This is a genomic window from Streptomyces sp. NPDC005752 (genome assembly GCF_040630715.1).
Classification (GTDB): Bacteria; Actinomycetota; Actinomycetes; order Streptomycetales; family Streptomycetaceae; genus Streptomyces.
In genome coordinates, this window is record NZ_JBEXYB010000049.1 from 34,733 (window position 1) to 52,008 (window position 17,276).

The 17,276-nt window shown below is 71.0% G+C and carries 1 protein-coding gene; it reads right to left on the reverse strand.

Translation table 11 applies throughout. The features are described from left to right. Positions 1-20 precede the first annotated feature (20 nt). A partial coding sequence (locus ABZ441_RS30300) for a type I polyketide synthase (RefSeq protein WP_358979999.1) occupies positions 21-17,276 on the reverse strand: 17,256 nt, incomplete at its 5' end.

Genomic DNA, 17,276 nt, shown 5'->3' on the forward strand with positions numbered 1-17,276 from the left:
AGAAATACGGTGCCGACCCATCAGGAGGCCCCGAGCTCGTTGTCGATGAATGCCAGGACCTCGTCGGCCGATGCGGCCTGGAGCTTCTCGGCGACCGTGGCGGAGGCTTCGTCGCCCGTCGCGGGCTCCTCGTCCCAGCCGGAGAGGATGTCGCGAAGCCGTGCCCCGATCCGGTGGCGCGCGGTGCGGTCCGCCGAGAGGGACGCCAGGGTCTCCTCCAGCCTGTCCAGCTCGGCCAGTACGGGGACGGCCTGCGGCTCGGCGTTGTCGCCGACCTCGGTCCGCAGGAAGGCGGCCAGCGCCACCGGCGTCGGGTAGTCGAACGCCAGCGTCACCGGAAGACGCAGCCCCGTACGCGTGCTGAGCCGGTTGCGCAGCTCCACGGCCGTCAGGGATTCGAATCCGAGATCCCGGAAGGGCCGCTTCGCACCGACCGCCTCCATCTCGGTGTGACCGAGTGTCCCGGCGGCCTCGGTACGTACCAGCTCCAGGAGCATCTGGCCGAGTTCGACCTCGGACAGTTCGGCCGCCGTCTTCCGGAACACGGCCGCGCTGTCGGCGGCGCTGTCTCCAGCCTCTTCCGCCGCGCGCGCCAGCTCCCGCATCCGTGGGACGTCGGCGATCAGAGGACTGGGGCGCACCGCGGTGAGCGAAGGCCCGAAGAGTGCCCAGTCGATGTCCGCGAGCAGCAGGGACGTGCGGTCCTGCGCCACTGCCCGGCTCAGTGCGGGCAGTGCGGAGGCGGTCGGCAGAGACGCCAGGCCACGGCGGCTCATCCTTTCGACGAACGTGTCGTCGGAGGTGGCCGGGCCGCCGTCCGCCCACGGGCCCCAGGCGATGGCCGTGGCTGCCAGGCCTTGGGACCTGCGGTGCGCGGCGAACGCGTCGAGGTAGGCGCTTGCGGCGGCGAAGGCTCCTTGGCCGGCGCCTCCGACCGTGCCGGCGATGCCGGAGAAGAGCACGAAGGCGGTGAGGTCCAGGCCTTGCGTCACCTCCTGCAGGTTCCGGGCGCCGCCCACGTGCGCGCGCAGCGCGGCGGCCAGCCGCTCGGGCGTGAGTGCGCCCATGACGGCGTCGTCCAACTCTCCGGCGCCGTGGAGCACAGCGGTGATCCGGTCGCCGTCGGCCGTCAGCCGAGCGACCAGTTCGGCCAGTGCGTCACGATCCGCCACATCGCAGGCGGCCGCAGTGATCTCGGTGCCCGATCCGGCCAGCTCCTGGATCAGTTCGGCCGCACCGGGCGCATCCGCTCCCCTGCGTCCGATGAGCACGACGTGCTCTGCTCCGTGGCCGCAGAGCCAGCGGGCCAGCTGCCTGCCGATCGCTCCGGTCCCCCCGGTCACGAGCACGGTGCCTTCCGGCGTCCAGGAACGGCTCGACGCCACCGAGGGCGCGGGCAGCAGGCGGCGGGCGAACACTCCGCCCGGGCGCACCACGAGCTGGTCCTCGTCGCCGGAACCGGCGAGCAGACCGCACAGCCGTGACAGTGCGCGCTCGTCCGGTGCGTCGGTGAGGTCGATCAAACCGCCCCACCGCTCCGGGTGTTCGAGGGCGGCCACTCTGCCCATGCCCCAGACCAGGGCCTGCGCGGGGCTGATGGATCCGTCATGTCCACCTGTCTGGACGGCGCCCTGGGTCAGGCACCACAGGGGCGCTGCGACGGCTGCGTCCCCGAGCGCCTGCACGAGCGTCACGGTCGCGGCCAGACCGGTGGTCAGCTCCGGGGTTCCGGCGACCGGCTCCTCGTCGACGGAGCACAGGGAAAGGACTCCGGCGATTTCGTGGCGGTCGCCGAGTGTGGCGGACAACTGCAGGGACAGCGTCACCCGGTCGAGGACGTCTCCGGCGGCGCATCGCAGGACGTCGGCCCCTTGTGCGCGCATGGCGTCCGCGATGCGGGGGGCGAGTTCACCGCTCGCTCCGGTCGCCGATGCCACGAGCAGCCAGGTTCCGGCGAGGGAGGCTGATCCCTCTGCGAGTGGTGTCCAACTGGACCGGTAGCCCCATGAGTCGGTGGCGGATGCCTCACGGCGCTGCTTCCGCCAGGAGGACAGGGCGGGCAGGACCGCGCCCAGCGACTCCCCTTCGACGTCGAGGGTCCGGGCCAGTGTGTCGAGGTCGCCGTGTTCGACGGCGTCCCAGAACTGGGCGTCGACCGGGTCCACGACACCCGTAGCCGGGGCGGCCAGGGCTTCCGGCCAGTAATGCCGCCGCTGGAAGGCATAGGTCGGCAAATCGACATGGGCGGGAACCTGACCACCGAACAAAGTCTTCCAGTCGAGCTCGACGCCGTTGACGTGTGCCTCGGCCAGCGACGTCATGAGACGCCGGGCCTCGTCCTCGTCCCGCCGCAACGTCCCCAACGCCACCGCGTCACTGCCGGCCGCCTCGAACGTCTCCTGCAGACCGAGCTGAAGCACCGGATGCGGACTGACCTCCACGAACACACGATGCCCCGCGTCCAGCAGAGCCCTCGTCGTCTCCTCCAGACGCACCGTCCGGCGCAGGTTGGTGTACCAGTACTCGCCGTCCATCCCCGCCGTGTCCAGCAACTCACCCGTCACCGTCGAATACAACGGCACCTCCGAAGCACGCGGAGACAGATCCGCCAGCACCTCCAGCAGCCGGTCGTGGATGCGTTCCACGTGCGCACTGTGCGAGGCGTAGTCCACATCGATGCGCTTGCAACGCACCTCATCCGCCTTGCACGCATGGAGCAGCTCGTCCAGCGCGTCACCGTCACCGCTGACGACCACGGAGGACGGACCGTTCACCGCCGCGACCGACAACCGGTCATCCCACGCGACCAGCCGCGCCTCGACCTCCTGCGCAGGCTCCCCGACAGAGACCATGCCGCCCAGACCCGACAGCTCCACGATCGCCCGGCTGCGCAACGCCACCACCCGCGCACCGTCCTCCAAGGACAGCCCACCCGACACACACGCCGCAGCGATCTCACCCTGCGAATGCCCCAACACCGCAGCAGGCACCACACCAGCCGCACGCCACACCTCAGCCAACGACACCATCACCGCCCACAACACCGGCTGCACCACATCAACCCGGCCAAACCCAGGAGCACCCGACTCACCACGCAACACATCCAACAACGACCAGTCCGTATGCACCGACAACGCAGCCGCACACTCCCGCATCCGCTCCCCGAACACATCCGAGGACTCCATCAACCCCGCAGCCATACCCACCCACTGCGACCCCTGCCCCGGAAACACGAACACCGGACGCACCACACCATCAGCAACACCCCGCACCACACCCGGCCCCGACCGCCCCTCCACCAGGGCGCCCAGAGCCGAACCGAGCTCATCGGCACCTGCGGCGACGACCACCGCACGGTGCTCGAAGCGGGACCGGCTCAACGCCAGCGCGTGCGCGAGATCCCGCATAGGAACACCCGGCGTGCCCGCCACCGACTCCGCCAGACGCGCCGCCTGGTCCCGCAACGCCCCCTCCGACTTCCCGGACAGCACGAACGGCAACACGACATCGGCCGGAAGCCCGGCCCCCACGACAACTTCGTCGTCCGGCGCCTGCTCAAGAATGACGTGCGCGTTCGTCCCACTGATCCCGAACGACGACACCGCAGCACGCCTGGCCTCGCCCGACTCCGGCCACGCCACCGAGTCCGTCAGCAGCTCCACCGCACCCGCCGACCAGTCCACCTGCGAGGACGGAGTGTCCACGTGCAGGGTCCGAGGCAGCACGCCGTGGCGGATGGCCTGCACCATCTTGATGATGCCGGCGACGCCCGCGGCGGACTGCGAGTGGCCGATGTTCGACTTGACCGACCCGAGCAACAGCGGCCGGTCGTCCGGCCGCTCGCGTCCGTAGGTGGCGAGCAGGGCCTGTGCCTCGATCGGGTCACCCAGCTTGGTGCCGGTCCCGTGCGCCTCCACCGCGTCCACCTGTGCCGGGGACAACGCTGCGTTCGCCAGTGCCTGCCGGATCACGCTCTGCTGCGACGGACCGTTCGGCGCCGTCAGACCGTTCGACGCACCGTCCTGATTCACCGCCGAGCCACGTACGACCGCGAGCACCCGGTGCCCGTTGCGCCGTGCGTCCGACAGCCGCTCCACGAGCACCATGCCGACGCCCTCGGACCACCCCGTGCCGTCCGCCGCGTCGGCGAAGGCCTTGCACCGGCCGTCGGCCGCCAGACCTCGCTGGCGGGAGAACTCCGCGAAGATGCCGGGGTTCGTCAGCACTGTCACGCCGCCCGCCAGGGCCATCGAGCACTCGCCCGAGCGCAGGGCCTGTGTCGCCAGGTGCAGGGCGACCAGCGAGGACGAGCACGCCGTGTCGACCGTGACGGCGGGGCCTTCGAAGCCGAAGGTGTAGGAGACGCGACCGGAGATGACACTGGTCGCGTTGCCGGTGAGCAGGTGCCCTTCGGTTCCGTCCGGCAGTCTCATCCCGGCCCCGTAGCCGGACGAAGCGGTTCCTGCGAAAACTCCGATGTGGTCGCCCCGCACGGACACGGGGTCGATACCGGCGTGCTCGAAAGCCTCCCAAGAGACTTCGAGCAGCAGCCGCTGCTGCGGGTCCATCGCCACGGCCTCCCGGGGCGAGATCCCGAAGAACGCAGGGTCGAACTCCGCTACCTCGTAGAGGAATCCGCCCTCCAGCGTCGTGGACGCGCCGTCCTCGCCGCCTGCCGCGTAGAGACTGTCCAGGTCCCAGCCACGGTCGGTGGGGAAGCCGGCTATCCCGTCCCCGCCCGTGGTGACCAGTCGCCAGAGGTCGTCGGCGCTCGCCACCCCGCCGGCGTAGCGGCAGCTCATGCCGACGATCGCGATCGGGTCGTCCTCCGCGGCTTGGGCGGTCGGCAGGGCGACGGGGGTCTCGGGCTGTGTGCCCAGGACCTCTCCGAGTACGAAGTCCGACAGGGCCGTCGGAGTGGGGTAGTCGAAGATCAGTGTCGCGGGGAGCCGCAGGCCGGTGACCGCGTCGAGCCGGTTGCGCAGCTCCACGGCGGTCAGCGAGTCGAAGCCCAGCTCCTTGAACGGCCGGTCGACGCCCACCGATTCGGTACCGGTGTGACCGAGGACCGCAGCGACCTGGGCACGGACCAGGTCCAGCAGGACGGCGCCGCGCTCCTCACGGGTGAGCCCCGCGAGCTTCTGCAGCAGCTTGAGCGATCCGGCTACGGATCCCGCCCTGCGGCGCGGGCTCGTACGGACCAGTCCGCGGAAGACTCCCGCGAGCGCACCGACGGCGGCCTGGGCGCGCAGGGCCACGAGGTCCAGGTGTACGGGCACGAGCGCCGCATGGCCGCCGGTGAGCGCCGTGTCGAGGAGCGTCAGCCCTTCCTCGGCTGTCAGGGGCACCACGCCGGACCGGCTCATCCTGCTCGTGTCGCCGTCGTGCAGACGTCCGACCATGCCGTCCGCGAGGTCCCACGGCCCCCAAGCCAGCGACGTGGCGGCCAGCCCGCGGCCCGCGCGGTGCAGGGCCAGTGCGTCGAGGAAGGCGTTCGCCGCCGCGTAGTTGCCCTGCCCCAGAGAGCCGAAGGTTCCGGCGACCGAGGAGAACAGGACGAACATCGACAGGTCCAACTGCTCGGTGAGCTCATGGAGGTGTACTGCCGCGTCGACCTTGGGGCGCAGCACGGTGTCCAGTCGGTCGGCGGTCAGCGAGGAGACGACACCGTCGTCGACGACACCGGCCGCGTGCACCACGCCCGTCAGCGGGCGGTCGGCGGGGATCGCTGCGATGACCTCCGCCAACTGCCGCCGGTCGGCTGCGTCGCAGGCGGCCAGTGTCACTTCGGCGCCGGCCTCCGTCAGCTCGGCGGCGAGCTCGGCGGCGCCGGGTGCGTCGGGGCCTCGCCGACTGGTCAGTACCAGGCTGCGGACACCGTGCCGGGCCACGAGGTGCCGGGCGACCAGGGCGCCGAGGGCGCCTGTCGCCCCGGTCACCAGGACGGTGCCGTGCGGCATCGGGTCCGTTGCTGCCGGGCGTGGCGCCGGCCGGGTCAGCCGGGGCGCGAAGGCCCGGCCCGCACGGATCGCGACCTGGGGTTCGCCGCCCGCCAGCACGGCGGCCAGGGCGTCGGGCGAGTCGGTGTGGTCGTCAAGGTCGACGAGCAGCAGGCGGCCGGGGTTCTCCGACTGGGCGGACCGCACGAGCCCCCAGGCGGTGGCGCCCGCGAGGTCATGTGGTCCGCTGTCGCCGAGGGCGACCGCTCCCCGGGTCACGACGGCCAGGACGGCGTCGCCGAACCGGTCGTCGCTCAGCCACTCCTGAACGGTCGCGAGGACCGCGTGGCTGGTGGTGTGGGTACGGGAGGCGAGGTCGTCGTCGGCGACATCAGGGAAGCAGAGGACGACGTCGGGCGTCCCGTCGACGGAGGCGAGGTCCGCGTAGGCAGGTATGCCGAGCGGGGCGAGTGCGCCCGGCTCTCCCAGTACGGCCCAGGTACCCGGGGTGGCCCGGGACGGGAGCTGCACGGGTGCCCAGTCCAGAGCGAAGAGCGAATCCCTCTCGCCCGAGTCGGTCCGGAGTTGCTCGGGCGTCACCGGAGTCAGCACCACGGACTCCGCCGCGGCGACCGGCTCGCCGGTCTCGTCGGCCATGAGGACGGCTACACCCTGCTTCGCCGGACGAATCAGTACACGCAGCGTCTTCGCGCCCACTGCGGACAACGTCACGCCGGACCACGAGGACGGCAGGCCACCCGCTACCGGGTGGAAGGCGGCGGCCAGCAGGGCGGGGTGCAGTCCGAATCCCTGGGTGTCCGTGTCCTCCTCGAGTGCGACCTCGGCGAACAGCTCATCGCCTCGGCGCCACACCGCACGCAGTCCACGGAAGGCGGGACCGTAGTCGTGACCGGCGTCGGCCAGATCGTCGTACACGCTCTGCACCGACGCCGGGGAGGCGCCGTCCGGCGGCCACACCTCGAACTCGGCTGCCTGGTCACTGCTTTCCCGAGCCGAGGCCAGTACGCCTGCGGCGTGCAGAGTCCAGTCCGTCTCGGGGCCGCCTGCCGTGGAACGCGCGTACACCTCCACCTTGCGCTGTCCCGTGCCGTCGTCGGCCGAGACCAACAGCTGAACGCCGACCGACGTGTGCTCCGGCAGAACCAGCGGCGTGCGTACGGTCATCGAGTCCAGCAGCTCGGCGCCGAACTGTTCGCCCGCGTGGAGCGCGAGCTCGACGAAGGCCGCACTCGGGACGACCACGGAACCCAGCACCATGTGGTCACCGAGCCAGGGGTGGGATTCGACGGACAGTCGCCCGGTGAACAGAAACCCGTCGGTTCCTGCCAGCCTCACGCCGGCTCCCAGCAGCGGGTGGTCGGAACGGCCCATGCCGGCGGCCGCCATGTCCCCGAGGGGAGCCGCGGGCGCGGAGAGCCAGTACCGCTCGTGCTGGAAGGCGTAGGTCGGCAGGTCGATGCGTCGGGCGCCGGTACCGGCGAAGTACGCCGCCCAGTCCACGGCCGATCCGCGTACGTGGAGTTCGGCCAGAGCGGTGACGAGGGTCGTCGCCTCGTCGCGGTCCTTGCGCAAGGCCGGTACGAACACCGACTCCTCGACGCAGTCCTGGCCCACCGCGGACAGCACGCCGACCGGGCCCAACTCCAGGAAGGTAGTAACACCTTGGTCCTGGAGGGCCCGCATCCCGTCGACGAAGCGGACGGCCTCGCGGACGTGACGCACCCAGTAGTCCGCCGAGCACATCTCGTCACCCGACACCACCAGTCCGGACACGTTCGAGACGATGGCGATTCCGGGCGCATGGAAGGTCAGGCCTTCCGCGACCGTGCGGAACTCGTCGAGCATGGCGTCCATACGGGGCGAGTGGAACGCGTGACTGACACGGAGCCGCTTCGCCTTACGACCCCGCGCCTCGAAGTGGGCAGAGATCGCCAGGACGGCGTCCTCGTCCCCCGAAATGACGGTCGAAGAGGGCCCGTTGAGGGCGGCGATGTCGACGCCGTCGGTCAGCAGTGGCAGGACCTCGTCCTCCGATGCCTGGAGCGACACCATCGCCCCACCCGCCGGCAGATCCTGCATCAGACGACCGCGGGCCGCGACCAGCTTCGCCGCGTCCTCGAGTGAGAGCACCCCCGCCACATGCGCGGCCGACAGCTCACCGATGGAGTGCCCCAGCAGATAATCCGGCTTCACACCCCACGCCGACACCAGACGGAACAACGCCACTTCGAGCGCGAACAGACCCGCCTGCGTGAACTGCGTCTGATCCAGAAGCTCACCACCCTCGAACACCACATCCCGCACCGAACGGTCCACGTGCCGGTCCAGTTCCACACACACGGCATCAAAGGCCTCGGCGAACACCGGGTAGGACGTGTACAGCTCACGGCCCATACCCGACCGCTGCGCACCCTGACCCGAGAACAACACCGCCAGACCACCGGTCACGGTCGAACCGCGTACCACCCGGTCGCCGATGACCACGGCACGGTGATTCATCACCGCACGCGTCGTGACCAGCGAGAACCCGACATCCACCGGGTTCTGATCCGCGGCGAATGCCGACAACCGCTCCACCTGCGCCGAAAGACCCGCCTCGGACTTCGCCGACACCACCCACGGCACCACCGGCAACACCGCGTCAGCGGCGTCTTCCGTCGCCTCGGTCGCCGGAGCCTGCTCCAGGATCACATGTGCGTTCGTGCCACTGATCCCGAACGACGACACCGCGGCACGCCGCGCCTCACCCGTCTCCGGCCAATCCACCGACTCCGTCAGCAGCTCGACCGAACCGGCCGACCAGTCGACGTGCGACGTCGGCTCGTCCACGTGGAGGGTACGGGGCAGCAGGCCGTGACGCATGGCCTGCACCATCTTGATGACCCCGGCCACGCCTGCGGCGGCCTGCGTGTGCCCGATGTTCGACTTGATCGAGCCGAGCAGCAGGGGACGGTCGTCCGGCCGTTCCTGCCCGTAGGTCGCCAGCAGCGCCTGCGCCTCGATCGGGTCACCCAGCCGCGTGCCCGTACCGTGCGCGTCGACGGCGTCGATGTCCCCTGCGGCGACTCCCGCGTTCGCCAGTGCCTGCCGGATGACCCGCTGCTGCGAAGGCCCGTTCGGGGCCGTCAGACCGTTGGACGCACCGTCCTGGTTCACCGCGGATCCGCGTACGACGGCGAGCACCTGGTGCCCGTTGCGCCGCGCGTCCGACAGCCGCTCCACCAGCACCATGCCGACGCCCTCGGACCACCCCGTGCCGTCCGCCGCCTCGGCGAACGGCTTGCAGCGGCCGTCCGGCGCCAGCCCGCGCTGACGGCTGAACTCGATGAAGATGCCCGGGTCGGCCATGATCGTGACACCGCCGGCCAGCGCCATGGTGCACTCACCCTGCCGCAGCGCCTGCACGGCGAGGTGCAGGGCCACCAGTGAGGACGAGCAAGCCGTGTCCACCGTGACTGCGGGGCCCTCGAGGCCGAAGGTGTACGACACCCGGCCGGACACCACGCTGGTCGCGCTGCCGGTCAGGGCGTTCCCCTCGAACCCTTCGGGCAGCTGTGCCCCGGCCCCGTACGCGGAGGACGACGCACCGGCGAACACACCCGTCGCGCTGCCGCGTACGTCAGCGGGGTCGATACCCGCGTGTTCGAACGTCTCCCAGGCGGTCTCCAGCAGCAGGCGCTGCTGCGGGTCCATTCCGAGGGCCTCACGCGGTGAGATGCCGAAGAAGCCTGGGTCGAAGGCGCTCGCACCGGTCAGGAAGCCGCCGTCGCGCACGGTGGTCAGCAGGTCGGTGGCGCCCTCCGGCGACGGGCCGTTCAGCCGGTCGGCGTGCCAGCCACGGTCGTCCGGGAAGCCGGTGATCGCGTCACCGCCGTCGAGAAGGAACCGCCACAGGTCGTCGGGCGAGTTCACCTCGCCGGGGAACCGGCAGCTCATGCCCACGATCGCGATCGGATCGTCATCGGCGGCGGTGAGGGGCGCGCCCGTGGTCTCCGGTACGACGACGCCCCGGATCTCCGCCAGCAGGAATCCGGCGAGTGCGGCGGGGGTGGGGTAGTCGAAGACGAGGGTCGCGGGCAGCCGGAGACCCGTCGCGGCGTTCAGCCGGTTGCGCAGCTCCACCGCTGTCAGGGAGTCGACCCCCAGGTCCTTGAACTGCTTGTCGCCGTCGACCGTCTCGGCCCCCGCATGGCCGAGTACGGAGGCAGCCTGGGTGCGTACGAGGTCCAGCAGTTCCTGGTCGCGCTCCTGCGGGGCGAGTCCCGCGATGCGCTGCCCCAGGGTGGGCGCGCCCGTGGTGACGGCCGCCGGAGCCCGGCGCCGGCCCGGGGTACGGACCAGTCCTCGGAAGACTCCCGGCAGTGCACCCGCGACGGCCTGCGCCTGGAGGGCTGCGAGATCCAGGCCGACCGGCACCAGCGCCGCCCGTGGAGAGGCCAGCGCGGCGTCGAGGAGGGCGAGGCCGTGCTCGTCGCCGAGCGGCAGGACGCCGGAGCGGACCATCCGGTCCACGTCGGAGTCGTCGAGTCGTCCCAGCATGCCGTCCGTGGTGGCCCAGGGGCCCCACGCCAGCGAGGTCGCCGCCAGCCCCGCGCTGCGGCGCTGCTGGGCGAGACCGTCGAGGAAGGCGTTGGCCGCCGCGTAGTTGGCCTGCCCGGGTCCGCCGAAGACGCCGGCCACCGAGGAGAACGTGACGAACATCGACAGGTCGAGCCCTGCGGTCAGTTCGTGCAGGTGGACCGCGCCGTCGACCTTGGGTCGCAACACGGTGTCGAGGCTCTCGCTCGTCATCGACGACACCACACCGTCGTCGAGGACACCCGCGGCGTGCACGACACCGGTCAGCGGCCTGTCCTCGGGCACGTCGGCCAGGACTGCCGCCAGCCGGTCGCGGTCGGTGACGTCACAGGCGGCCAGCACGACGTCGGCGCCGGCCTTGGTCAGTTCGGCGGCGAGCGCGGCGGCATCGGCGGCCGTTGCGCCGCGGCGGCCCGTCAGGACGAGGCTGCGCACACCGTGCTCGGCCACGAGGTGGCGTGCCACCAGTCCGCCGAGGGCACCGGTGGCTCCGGTCACCAGGACCGTCCCGTGCCGCTCGACGGGTTCGGGCACGGTCAGGACGACCTTGCCGACATGGCGTGCCTTGGCCAGGAAACGGAACGCCTCGGGCGCCTGCCGGACGTCCCACGTACGGATCGGCAGCGGCTTGAGCGCTCCGCTGTCGAAGAGCGCGAGTACCTCGGCCATCAGCTGGCCGATCCGCTCGGGACCGGCCTCGATCAGATCGAAGGCCTGGTAGGCGACGCCGGGGAAGGTCTCGGCGATCACCTCCGCGTCACGGATGTCGGTCTTGCCCATCTCCATGAACCGGCCGCCGCCCGGCAGCAGGCGCAGCGACGCGTCCACGAACTCCCGGGCGAGGGAGTCCAGGACGACGTCGACACCGCGGCCTTCGGTGGCGTCGAGGAACTGTCGTTCGAAGTCGATTGTGCGTGAGGAGGCGATGTGCGCGTCATCGACTCCGAGCGAGCGCACCACGTCCCACTTCCCGCTGCTCGCGGTGGCGAAGACCTCGGCGCCCAGGTGCTGCGCAAGCTGCACGGCGGCCATGCCGACGCCACCGGCGGCGGCGTGCACGAGGACCGACTCGCCGGGCTGCAGTCGCCCCAGGTCCACGAGTGCGTAATAGGCGGTCATGAAGACCACCGGGGCCGACGCCGCCTCGGTGAAGGACCAGCCGTCCGGGATGCGGGCGAGTGTGCGGCGGTCCGTCACCGCGACCGGTCCGAACGCACCGGAGAACAGACCCATCACGCGGTCGCCGGGCTCCAGCCCGGTGACGCCGGGTCCGGTCTCCAGGACGATGCCGGCACCCTCGATACCCATGGTGGCGTCACCGGGATAGACGCCGAGCGCGATCAGCACGTCGCGGAAGTTCAGGCCCGCGGCACGCATGCCGACCCGTACCGCCCCTGGGGCGAGGGGCTCGACGGCATCGGGGCACGCGGCGAGTGTGAGGTTTTCGAGGGTCCCCTTGTCCGTGATGTCCAGCCGCCACGGACTGCTCCCCGACGGCGGTACGAGGGCTTCCCCGGCCGAGGTACGGCCGAGCCGGGGTACGAACACGTCACCGGCGCGGATGGCCAGCTGCGGCTCACCCGTGGCCAGTGCGGGGAGCAGCGTGGCGTGGGAGTCGTCCAGGTCGACGAGGACCAGTCGGCCGGGGTTCTCGGACTGCGCCGAGCGGATCAGCCCCCAGGCCGCCGCTCCGGCCAGGTCGGACAGCTCGTCCTCACCGCGGGGCACGACCGCACCGCGGGTCGCGATGACCAGCAGGGCGTCGGCGAATCGGGGATCGGCCAGCCACTGCTGGACCAGCTCGAGCAGCTCCCGCACGCTCCGGCGCACGTCGGACGCCAGATCGTCGGAGGCATCGGCGCGGTGGGTGACGAGGACGAGGTCGACGGCCGGGTCCACGGCTGCCAGGTTCTCGTAGGGTTCGGCGCCCAGGGCCACCGGCCAGTCCTCGCCGAGCACCGCCCACCGTCGGGCGGGGCCGTCCGACGGCAGGGGAGGCACGGGGAGGGGCGACCATTCGAGGTGGAACAACGCGTCCTGTCCGGCTCCGGGCGCCGCCAGTTGGGCTGCGGTCACCGGACGCAGTACCAGCGATTCGACGTGGGCGACCGGGGAACCGGAACCGTCGGCGGCCACGAGGCGGATACCCGACCCGGTGGGGGTGATCCGCACCCGCAGCGCGGATGCGCCGACCGCGTACAGGGAGACGCCGGACCATGCGAACGGCAGACCGACCCCCGTTGCGTCGCCCTGGGACGCGCTGCCACCGTTCAGCCCCATCGCGTGCAGGGCGGAGTCGAGCAGGGCTGGATGCAGACCGAATCGTTCGGCCTCGGCGCCGTCGGGCAGCGCGACCTCGGCGAAGATCTCCTCACCACGGCGCCACGCGGCCCGCAGCCCCTGGAACACGGGGCCGTAACCGTAGCCGTGCTCGGCGAGACCCTCGTAGTGCCCGTCGACGGAGACGGCGACGGCGTCCCGGGGCGGCCACTCGGCCAGCTCCGGATCGGTGGCCTCGGAACCCGCGGGGGCCAGCACACCGGCGGCGTGCTGCTGCCACGGAAGGGCGTCGTCCTGGCCTTCGGCGGGCCGGGAGTACAGGGCGACGGGGCGCTTGCCCTCCGCGTCCTGTGCACCCACCGTCAGTTGAACGGCGACTCCGCCCTGCTCGGGGAGTACCAGCGGTGCCTGAAGTGTCAGTTCCTCGAGAAGGCCGCAACCGACGTGTTCGCCGGCTTGCAGGACGAGCTCCACGTGGGCGGTGCCCGGAAGCAGGACCGCACCCAGTACGGCGTGGTCGCCGAGCCACGGATGTGTCTGCAGCGACAGGCGACCCGTCATGATCAGCCCGTCCGCGTCGGCCCGCGTCATCGCAGCACCGAGCATGGGGTGCCCGACCGGGCGCAGTCCGAAGGCGGACACGTCACCGAGCCACCGCGCTGCGGCGGCGGGCCAGTAGTGCTCGCGCTGGAAGGCGTAGGTGGGGAGGTCGATACGGCGGGCGCCGGTGCCTGCGAAGTACGCCGCCCAGTCCACGGCCGATCCGCGTACGTGAAGTTCGGCGAGCGCGGTGACCAGCGTCGTCGCCTCGTCACGGTCCTTGCGCAGGGCCGGTACGAACGCCGAGTCCTCGACGCAGTCCTGGCCCATCGCTGACAACACCCCGTCGGGCCCCAACTCCAGGTAGGTGGTGACACCTTGGTCTTGGAGGGCCCGCATCCCGTCGACGAAGCGGACGGCCTCGCGGACATGACGCACCCAGTAGTCCGCCGAACAGACCTCGTCGTCCGACACCACCAGACCGGACACGTTGGAGACGATCCCGATGCCGGGCGGGTTGAAGGTGAGGCCCTCCGCGACCGTGCGGAAGTCGTCGAGCATGGCGTCCATGCGGGGTGAGTGGAACGCGTGACTGACGCGAAGCCGCTTGGTCTTGCGACCTTCCGAATCGAAGTGCGCGGCGATAGCCAGGACCTCTGACTCATCACCCGAAATCACCGTCGCGGACGGCCCGTTGAGGGCGGCGATCGAGACACCGTCGGTCAGCAGCGGCAGGACTTCGTCCTCCGACGCCTGGAGCGACACCATCGCCCCACCGGTCGGCAACGCCTGCATCAGACGACCCCGGGCCGCGACCAGCTTCGCCGCGTCCTCGAGTGAGAGCACGCCGGCCACATGCGCGGCGGACAGCTCACCGATGGAGTGCCCCAGCAGGTAGTCCGGCTTGACGCCCCAGGCCGACACCAGACGGAACAGGGCCACTTCGAGCGCGAACAGACCCGCCTGCGTGAACTGCGTCTGATCCAGCAGCTCACCACCCTCGAACACCACGTCCCGCACCGTCCGGTCCAGATGCCGGTCCAGCTCCGCACACACCGCGTCGAACGCATCCGCGAACACCGGATACGCCCCGTACAACTCACGGCCCATACCCGAGCGCTGCGCACCCTGACCCGAGAACAACACACCGGTCCGGCCCGACGTCACCGCACCCGTGACCGTCCGGTCCCCGATGACCACCGCACGGTGCTCCAGCACCGCACGCGTTGTGACCAGCGAGAACCCGACGTCCACCGGATTCCGGTCCGCGGCGAACTCCGACACGCGCTCCACCTGCGCGGCAAGCGCATCGGCCGTCTTCGCCGACACCACCCACGGCACCACCGGCACCACCGTGCCCACGGCGCTCTCTGCCGCCTCGGCCGCGGGAGCCTGCTCAAGGATGATGTGCGCGTTGGTCCCGCTGATACCGAAGGACGACACACCTGCCCGCCGCGGCTCAGTCGTCTCCGGCCATTCCACCGACTCGGTCAGCAGCTGCACCGCGCCGGCCGACCAGTCCACGTGCGACGACGGCGCGTCGACGTGCAGGGTCTGCGGCAGCACACCGTGCCGCATCGCCAGCACCATCTTGATGATCCCGGCCACCCCGGCGGCTGCCTGGGTGTGGCCGATGTTCGACTTGATCGAGCCCAGCAGCAGGGGGTGGCCGTCCGACCGCCCCTGCCCGTAGGTCGCCAGCAGCGCCTGCGCCTCGATCGGGTCACCCAGCGTCGTCCCCGTGCCGTGCGCCTCGACCACGTCGACCTGCGCCGGCTCCAGATCGGCGTTGGCCAGAGCCTGGCGGATGACTCGCTGCTGCGAAGGACCGTTCGGCGCCGTCAGACCGTTCGACGCACCGTCCTGGTTCACCGCGGAGCCGCGTACGACGGCGAGCACCTGGTGCCCGTTGCGCCGCGCGTCCGACAGTCGCTCCACCAGGAGCATGCCCACGCCCTCGCCCCAGCCGGTGCCGTCGGCCGCCTCGGCGAACGCCTTGCACCGGCCGTCCACCGCGAGGCCGCCCTGGCGGGAGAACTCCACGAAGGCACCCGGCATCGACATGACGGTCACACCACTGGCCAGGGCCATGGTGCACTCGCCCTCCCTCAGCGCCTGCACCGCAAGATGCAGGGCTACCAGGGACGAGGAGCACGCTGTGTCCACGGTCACCGCCGGGCCTTCGAGACCCAGGGTGTACGCGATGCGTCCGGAGAGAACGCTGGCAGAGCTACCAGTGGCGCCGTACCCGACAACGGAGTCGCCCGCGCCGCCCAGCACGTAGCCGTAGTCCTGGCCGTTGGTTCCGGTGAACACACCCACCCGGTCACCCTTGAGTGAGGTCGGGTCGATGCCCGCTCGCTCGAAGGCCTCCCATGACGCCTCGAGCAACAGTCGCTGCTGGGGATCCATCGCCAGCGCCTCGCGCGGCGAGATCCCGAAGAAGCCGGGGTCGAACTCCGCCGCGTCGTGTAGGAATCCGCCTTCGGAGACGTACGACGTCCCGACGCTCTCGGGGTCCGGGTCGTAGAGCGCGCCCACGTCCCAGTTACGATCCTCCGGGAAGCCGGAGATGCCGTCGCCGCCGGACTCGAGCAGGGCCCACAGCTCCTCGGGCGTCGCGACACCGCCCGGGAACCGGCAGCTCATACCGACGATGACGACGGGGTCCTCGGCATACTCCCTGGTCACAGACGCCGTGACCTGGATGTCCGGAGCCTCGCCGAACACCTCTGTGCGGATGTGGCCGGCGAGCACCGCCGGATTCGGATAGTCGAAGACCAGCGTCGAGGGCAGGGACAGGCCGGTAGCCGCAGTCAGTCTGTTGCGCAGCTCCACAGCGGTGAGCGAGTCGAAGCCGAGCTGCTGGAACGCACGGTCGGCGGGGACCTCTTCAGCGCTTCGGTGTCCCAGTACGGCAGCGGCTTCGCGCCGGACGAGTTCGAGCAGTTCCGCGTCACGCTCAGGCGTGGAAAGCCCTGCCAGGTGCTGCTTGAAGGCTGAGTCCTCCACGGGAGCATCGGCGCGCTCGAGGATCTGCCTCACCTCGGGCAGGCCGTCCAGGAGCGGGCTCGGCCGCACGGCGGTGAAGGCGGGTGCGAAGCGTTCCCAGTCCACATCGGCGACCGCGACGTGCACGTCGCCTTCGGTGAGCGCCCGGTGGAGAGCGGTGATCGCCGTCGCCGGAGCCATGGTGGAGAGTCCGCGCCGCCGCAGTTCGGCTTCGCCGATGTCCTCGATCATGCCGCCCTGGCCCCAGGGGCCCCAGGCGATGGAGGTGGCGGTCAGCCCACGGGCCCGTCGGCTCTCGGCCAGGCCGTCCAGGTGCGCGTTGGCCGCCGCGTAGGCGGCGTGACCGCCGCTGCCCCAGACGGCACTGATCGAGGAGAACAACACGAACGCGTCGAGTGGCCGGTCGCCGAAGACCGCATCCAGGTTGTCCGCGCCCGTCACCTTCGCACGGAGCACCTCCGTGAACTCATCAGCGGTCATGCCCACCAGGCCGGTCATCTGACCGACACCGGCCGCGTGGAACACGGAACGCACCGGACCGCCGGCAGCCTCAACCTCGGCCACCAGCCCAGCCAGAGCATGACGATCACTCACGTCACACGCAGCGACCACCACCTCCGCACCCAGTGCCTCGAGCTCCCCCACCAACTCCACCGGAGCCGAACCACCACGACTCACCAACACCACACGGCCGGCACCCTCACCCACCACCCACCGGGCCACATGCCCACCCAACGCACCCGAACCACCCGTCACCAACACCGTCCCACCCACCACCACACCGGACGACACCCCAGAACCCGTCCCCGGCGCACGCACCACACGACGCCCGAACACACCCGAACCCCGCACCGCAACCTGATCCTCACCACCCCCACCAGCCAGAACCCCACACAACCGGCCCAG